The 6,570-nt window shown below is 51.3% G+C and carries 5 protein-coding genes; 3 read left to right on the top strand and 2 right to left on the bottom strand.

Going from position 1 to position 6,570, the window contains the following annotated elements:
* Together HOK28_17500 and HOK28_17505 are read left to right on the top strand one after the other, a co-directional pair.
* On the top strand, nt 1–525 hold a 525-nt coding region (locus HOK28_17500), incomplete at its 5' end, for a TetR/AcrR family transcriptional regulator (protein MBT6434897.1).
* Nucleotides 526–533: 8 nt separating this feature from the next.
* On the top strand, nt 534–1,406 hold the full coding sequence (locus tag HOK28_17505) for a hypothetical protein (GenBank protein ID MBT6434898.1): 873 nt from the start codon (nt 534–536) through the stop codon (nt 1,404–1,406).
* Here HOK28_17505 and HOK28_17510 read toward each other — a convergent pair.
* Both HOK28_17510 and HOK28_17515 read right to left on the bottom strand, forming a co-directional pair.
* The gene (locus HOK28_17510; GenBank protein MBT6434899.1) at nt 1,403–2,689 is read right to left on the bottom strand and encodes a hypothetical protein; all 1,287 of its coding nucleotides are present in this window, start codon (nt 2,687–2,689) and stop codon (nt 1,403–1,405) included. The two genes, HOK28_17505 and HOK28_17510, sit on opposite strands and share 4 nt — an antisense overlap.
* Nucleotides 2,690–2,729: 40 nt before the next feature.
* Nucleotides 2,730–4,385: an NAD+ synthase gene (locus tag HOK28_17515; GenBank protein MBT6434900.1), complete on the bottom strand. Its 1,656-nt coding sequence runs from the start codon at nt 4,383–4,385 to the stop codon at nt 2,730–2,732.
* A 577-nt stretch (nt 4,386–4,962) separates the two neighbouring features.
* On the opposite strand from HOK28_17515, the gene HOK28_17520 reads away from it, so the two are divergent.
* Nucleotides 4,963–6,570, top strand: a 1,608-nt coding sequence (locus HOK28_17520) for a hypothetical protein (GenBank protein ID MBT6434901.1), incomplete at its 3' end; no start/stop codon positions are given.

A 6,570-nucleotide genomic window follows, 5' to 3' on the forward strand; every position in this document is an offset into this window, starting at 1 on the left:
GAAGGTGTAGACCGGGTCAATACCAACCGGGTTGCCGAAGTGGCAGGGGTAAGCATCGGCTCGCTCTATCAGTACTTCCCCAACAAAGAAGCGATGATGCAGGCGCTGATCGATAGCTACTCCAACCGCCTCGTTGAGCACCTCTCCGGCTATCTGCAGCAGCTGAGTCAGGAGCCGGCGGCAGGCGCGATTCGGTCCTACGTGAAGGCTATGCTCAGTTTGCCACGGGAGGACCCGGAGCTGCATCGCGCATTTGTTTTGGTTGTGTTCAAGCTCGGCCACGCCAGTATCCGCCAGTTGGAGGAGCAGCTCTTGTTTATTGTGCGTGCTTACCTTGAGACTCAGAAGCACCGACTGATCCCGAAGAATTTAGACCTAGCAGCTTTCATATTGGTCACAACTGTAGAGAGTGTCACCAACATCGCTTTACTGAAGCACCCCGAATACATTTCAACCGATGAATTTGAAATCGAGCTTTCAAGCATCATCACCCGTTACCTCATTGGAAGCGATGAGTTGAGCTAAAGTTTGACTTGCCAGCCTCTGAGTCGGCGCGTTATCTCGGCTTTATGCCAGAACTCCCAGAAGTTGAATATGCTCGTAAACAAGCTCAAAACGCGTTGGCCGGTAAAGTGGTCTCAAAGGTTATTTGCGCTCAAGATGATATTGTTTTTGACGGCGTGCAGCCTAAAGCTCTTGCCAAGCATCTAAAAGGTCAAGAAGTTCTCGCGGCGCATCGCCGTGGAAAATATATGTGGTTAGAACTCAATAAAAAGCCATTCCCGATGTTTCATTTTGGGATGACAGGTCGTTTTCATGTAAAGGGAGAGGCGCCGATTCAGCTGGAAACTGGTCCCAAAGTGGACCCTGAGCAGTGGCCGCCAAGGTTTACGAAAATCGAGATCATCATGAAGGATGATACCAGCTTGGTGATGACCAACTCACGTCGCCTGGGCCGAATCCGTCTATTGGAGAGTCCGCTAGAAGATGGTCCCATTGCTAAGCTTGGTTTTGATCCGCTTTTAAGCATGCCCGCGAAGGCTGAATTTGAGGCCTTGGTACGGGTTCGTAAATCAACCTTGAAGGGGCTCTTATTGAACCAAGCATTTGCGGCGGGTGTGGGCAATTGGATAGCCGATGAGGTGCTTTATCAAGCCCGGCTTTCGCCTACCAGGCGAGCCAATGAGCTGAATGCGGATGAGGTTGGAAAACTACATAGCGCGCTGAAGAAAGTGATTCAGAAAGCTGTATCAGTTGATGCTGATAAAAAGAGGTTCCCCAAGGGCTGGCTCTTTCATCACCGTTGGGGGCAGGTTGAAGGTGCGAAGACCGAATCAGGTGAGTCTATTGAATATATTAAGGTGGCAGGTCGAACCACCGCATGGGTTCCTTCGGCTCAGTCCTAGTGAATCAGCGTTGCGACGAATTCTAAGAAGTCCCCTGAATCATTTTCAGTGAGAAATATCTCGAGGAGGCGTTTTTGGCGGTCCTTGGGCAGCTCTAATGCTCTTACCGCTTCATGCAGACCTTCTGGGCCTGCGGTATTGTAGAGCCATAGCACCATTGCTAACCCTTGGTGGTAAGCCAACCGCGCGTCGTCTGAACCTTCAAACTCAAGAAATGAATCTCCCAGTGAAGTAAACGGGATATAGGTTTGGTGTTCTACCATTTTGCGCCAAGACGACTGTGCCCGAGTTTCTTCCTTTGCAAAAGCTTGGGCCATACCCTCAGAAAACCACGCAGGAATCTCTCCTGGGCTTGAGAAGGATAACTGAGCGTGAAGTGTTTCATGGGCCAGGGTCACCGCGTTTGGAAGTTGCTCTGGGTTGTGCATAACAAGTTTGATGCTGCCATCGTAAACGCCTCCCGTCCACGATGGTACACAGGTGCTGGCGAGAAGCTCAGCCTTGCCCTCAAAAGCAATCACCGTCAGTGTTTGACGCCGAATGGTCCCTGTAAACTCCGCTGCTTCATCCAGCTTCGTGTCGATTTGATCCAGAATATCGGCCCACTCAAGATGGCTGGACTCCGGCGGATAGAGAAGTTCCACGCCGCGATAGTCGCTTTGTTTGTATCTTGCTTGAATCTCGTATTGAGTTTTCAGTCGGGCCAACTTTTGTTGTTGGGGTCTGTCTTGAGGGTAAGCCGCTGCGTAAATACTGAGTGCCTCGATGGCGCGCGGCAATTCAGAGGTGTGGCTCAGAATATTTCCCAGAATAAGCGCTATGACGGGTTTGTCTTCCGTGAGGTTCATCGCTTCGGATAAATAAGGCAATGCGCTGGCTGGCATTTGGTTTTCAAGATGCAGGAGAGCGCGCCAAATAGACGGGTAAGGGCTTGTCGCTTTGGATTCTTGCCAGCGGGTCAGGTGGTCCAAAAGGGTTTCACTTTCCCCGTCATTGTAGAGCCGCCGCGCCGTCCTCCCCATTGGGCTAGCGTCCTTATTTAGAATCGGTCCCAGAGTGGGACGCCTAAAGCCGGGCGGGATCTTGGCTCCGCAATAACCAGCCGCAGCAAATTCCGTGGGTTGCAGCGGTGACGCTTCGTTTTCAGTTTGTTGTTGATGTTCCTCGGGCTCGAGGGGCTGAGCTGGAGAGAAGGGTTGATTCGCCGGAGCAATTTGTTCGAGCCGATACCCATAAGCTAGGACCATACCGGCTACGATGATGAAGAGAATGATTCTACTCATCACGTGTCCCAGATTGATTTAGCCATTGGTCAGACCCTTCTTAGTCTTTTGGATTCCCGGAGAATATTTTTGAGGCAATAGGCATACGCCAGCCGGTTCCAAAAGCTCGGTCGGTAACCTTGAGGCCGGGAGCGGCTTGGCGTCTTTTAAATTCTGCTATCTTCAATAGCCGCGTAACGCGCTCGACTTCATCTTTCTTGAAGCCAGCTTCAATCAGATCTTGCTTGGTCTGGTGTTTTTCAACGTAGCGCTCAAGCATATCATCCAGAACATCATAGTCAGGGAGGCTGTCGGTATCTTTTTGGTCGGGACGAAGTTCAGCCGAGGGTGGCTTATCGATGGTGTTTTGCGGAATGGTTGGCCCTTTGGCCTCGTTCACCCAGCGGCAAATCTTGAAGACGAGCGTTTTGGGGAGGTCTGAAATAACAGCCAAGCCGCCCGACATATCTCCGTATATAGTGCAGTAGCCGACGGAGAGTTCACTTTTATTGCCGGTGGTGAGTAGAAGTGAACGGTACTTGTTCGACATGGCCATCAGGAGATTACCACGGATACGTGACTGGATATTCTCTTCAGTGGTGTCGGCTGAGTGCCCTTCGAAGTGTTCTTGAAGGGCGTCATCAAAAGAGCCCATCAGTCCGGCAATGGGAATCGTTTTGGTCGGCATGCCCAAGAGCTTTCCAAGCGCATAAGCGTCATCAAGGCTGTGCTGACTTGAATAGGGTGAAGGCATCAAAACACCGGTCACGTTCTCGGCTCCCAGGGCGTCGACCGCAATAGCAGCGGTGAGCGCAGAGTCGATGCCTCCGGACAATCCGAGAAGCGCTTTTTTAAAGCCTGTTTTACGTGCATAGTCGCGCACGCCTAAAACCAGGGCCTTCCATGCTTCTTCTTCTTCTGATGGGTCCATGGTTGGAGCATGAGCGGGCTGGCTAGAATCTACGACCAAAACTTCCTCTTCAAAGTCGGCGGCCTGTGCGATGAGTTCCCCGTTGGCTGCGATGAGCATACTGCGTCCATCAAAGATGAGGTCGTCATGACCACCCACCTGATTCACAAACACACATGGGACTTTGTATTTCTTAGCGATGGCGCTAAAAATTTCTCTTCGCTTGGTATGCTTGCCCAGCACAAATGGAGACCCGGAAAGATTGATGATGAGGTCCGGTGTGTTGAGGCTTAGCTTTTCAATGGGGTCAGTCGCGTAGCGTTGGTCGTGCTCAACGTCTTGGTCATTCCAGGCGTCCTCGCAAACCGTAACACCGATGCGTTGGCCCTTGTATTCCCAAATCTCATTGTTGCTTCCTGGTTCAAAGTAGCGTGCTTCGTCGAAGACGTCGTAGGTAGGAAGAAGCGACTTGCGGAAGGTGCGTTCGATTTTACCTTGATGAAGAAGGACGGCGGAATTGAAAAGAGGTTTGCCATCAGCTTGTGGGTTGGGCTCAGCGATGCCGATTATCGTGGGTGGTAGGCCTTCAAGGTCTTTGGCCAGTGCGTGGGTCATTTGCCATGCTGCGTCAACAAGGCCGGGGTTCAAAAGAAGATCGCGGGCAGGGTAGCCCCAGACGGCAAGTTCGGAGCCGATACAAAGTTCAGCGCCGTTATCTGCCGCGTTTTGAACAGCTTCACGAATTCGCTCAATGTTACATTGGAAATCCCCAACGGTGTAGTTGAGCTGTAATAAACCAATCTTCATCAATCTTCCCGCATGTTTATGACTCCCTGAGGAGCTGGCCTTCATGGTCAATGACACGAGAGCGCTCAGGTTTCTAGGCGCTAATGTACGCTTTTTCGAAATCTTTCCAATTAATATCTAAAGTCTATCCGAGGTCTGTCGATGTATGGGGTGTGACCCAAAGAAGCGATGCTTCTTCTAGCGGGTGTGTGTGATAGTGGCGAGGGTGAAGATAGCGTTGTGAACGGGGCATCTCCTAGATGTAAACTACTGAAAATGTTCATTTTTCAGTGCCCAATACGCAACATATAGATTCTCGATGAGTGGTTTTAGCGGGGTAAGTTCCTGCTGGTCAACTCAGAGATCCTCTGCATTTCTAGAACACAAACAAATCGAAGTTGGGGTTTGGGGCCACCCCTGAAAGGCCTCGTTACAACTGTCAGTGCCAGGATTTCCTCGCTACACCCCACCACCGTAGTGAGGAGTCCCTGCACCGATAGGTGACGCCAAAGACAATCCCTTTATAATTTACGATTCGGTGTGGCGATTGAGTGCCCAGTTGGTATGACTGCGTGTCAAACCTGGCGGAGGTACATTTATGCTGACTTATCGATTGACCTGGGTACTCCTGGGATCGCTTTTCTTGGCTGCTTGCGGTGGCGACGATTCTAACGACTCGAACAATGGAGCAGATGGTTACACGCCGGCTTTAGACTGGTGCGACGCTGCCTTGGGCTTGCGCGCGGGCCAAAGAGAAGCGCTTCTTGATTTCTCGAACGCACATACCGGGTTCCGTCTATTTGGGCCTCAAGCAGACTGGCTTGGAGCTGACGATTCTCTCGAAGTTGTGCTTCAAAACCACACGAACTTTGAAGATGCCTTTCTTGAGGAGTATGCCGGAGCAGTTGGCGATATGTGTGTGGTTTTGCCAACAGACCTAACGCCTGTTTATGCGAGTGTCGAGATGCGGGGCACCACAGCTATCGTGACGCCAGGCACCGACTTACCCGTACTTCCACCGGAAACAACCCATGTGGTTATCGATTTGAGAAACTTGTCGGCCACGGCTGATGTTGGAGCTGCGGCATCTACTGCTCTGCAGGCAGACCTTGTCATTGCGGAAAGAGTGATGCGCAAATTTAATGGCTTTCCATCACAAGACGATGGCTGGACACATTATGATGTTGAGGAGCTCCGCGAGCAGATTGTGATCCGGGGCGTTAATACTGAAGAACTCCCACTTTTCTTCTGGACAGGTTCAAAGCTCACACCAGAAGCGGCAACGACGGTTGGCGGCTTAAAGCTTGCTGGGCGTGCTGTGGTGATTGGCCACGATATTTTTTCCGCAGTTGCAGAATCAACTTTCACGGGAGTCTCTACCGCTGGTTTGATGTGGAGAAGTTCAGCGCTATTTACCGATGGTGAAGCTTGGCCCGACTCCATGCGTGCAGACCGCCAAACGGCTACCCATGAAGATACCTTGGATGATCTCAACGCCTTTTTCCCAACGCCTGCAACGCTTTCGGATTCAACGCGAACCGAGTTTGCAACCTACCGCAAAGATTTGGGTGAGCCAGCACCGACTCTCGATAAGGCAACCATGAAAGCCGCCTTGGTGGTCCTCTATGGAACCTTGGATTGGTTTTATCCCTACTTTGATTTGGTGGGCCGCGATTTGGATACTCAGATTGTTTCAGCCTGGAGCGCCTTGGGTTCGCTGGGTGAGAGCGACCGCGACGGAATGATGCGTATTGTTGGCGCGGTTATGAACTCTATCGATGATGGTCATGGTTTTTATTCAGATTGGGGCTCGTCAACTTTCCCTGACGGGTATCTTGGGGTTCAGATTCAAAATGTTGCAGGTGAGCCTGTTGTACGGATGTCGATCCAAGAGGGTGTAAACGCGGGTGACACGATTGTTGAAGTCGGCGGTGTGCCTGCAGCAGAATGGTACGCAGAAGCCATGGGTCGTTATTCTGCATCATCTGATGGTTATCGTTTTGTCCAAGCGACGAACGAACTCAAGGAAGTCTTCGGGACCAAGACGCTCAAGCTTCGGGCACCTGATGGTAGTTTAAGAGACGAAACATTAGAATCAATGGGCTGGGACCTAGACAGCCAGGTACCCTGGGGCGGAAGCTTTCGGGCGAATGGATTCATGGATGATATGGGCGCGGCTGATATCTTTTACTTAAACTTAAACGGC

This window comes from Deltaproteobacteria bacterium, from assembly GCA_018668695.1.
GTDB lineage: Bacteria > Myxococcota > XYA12-FULL-58-9 > XYA12-FULL-58-9 > JABJBS01 > JABJBS01.

Coding starts and splice junctions, on each gene's coding strand:
- HOK28_17510 (MBT6434899.1), bottom strand. CDS start 2,689: ATGAGTAGAATCATTCTCTTCATCATCGTAGCCGGTATGGTCCTAGCT.
- HOK28_17515 (MBT6434900.1), bottom strand. CDS start 4,385: ATGAAGATTGGTTTATTACAGCTCAACTACACCGTTGGGGATTTCCAA.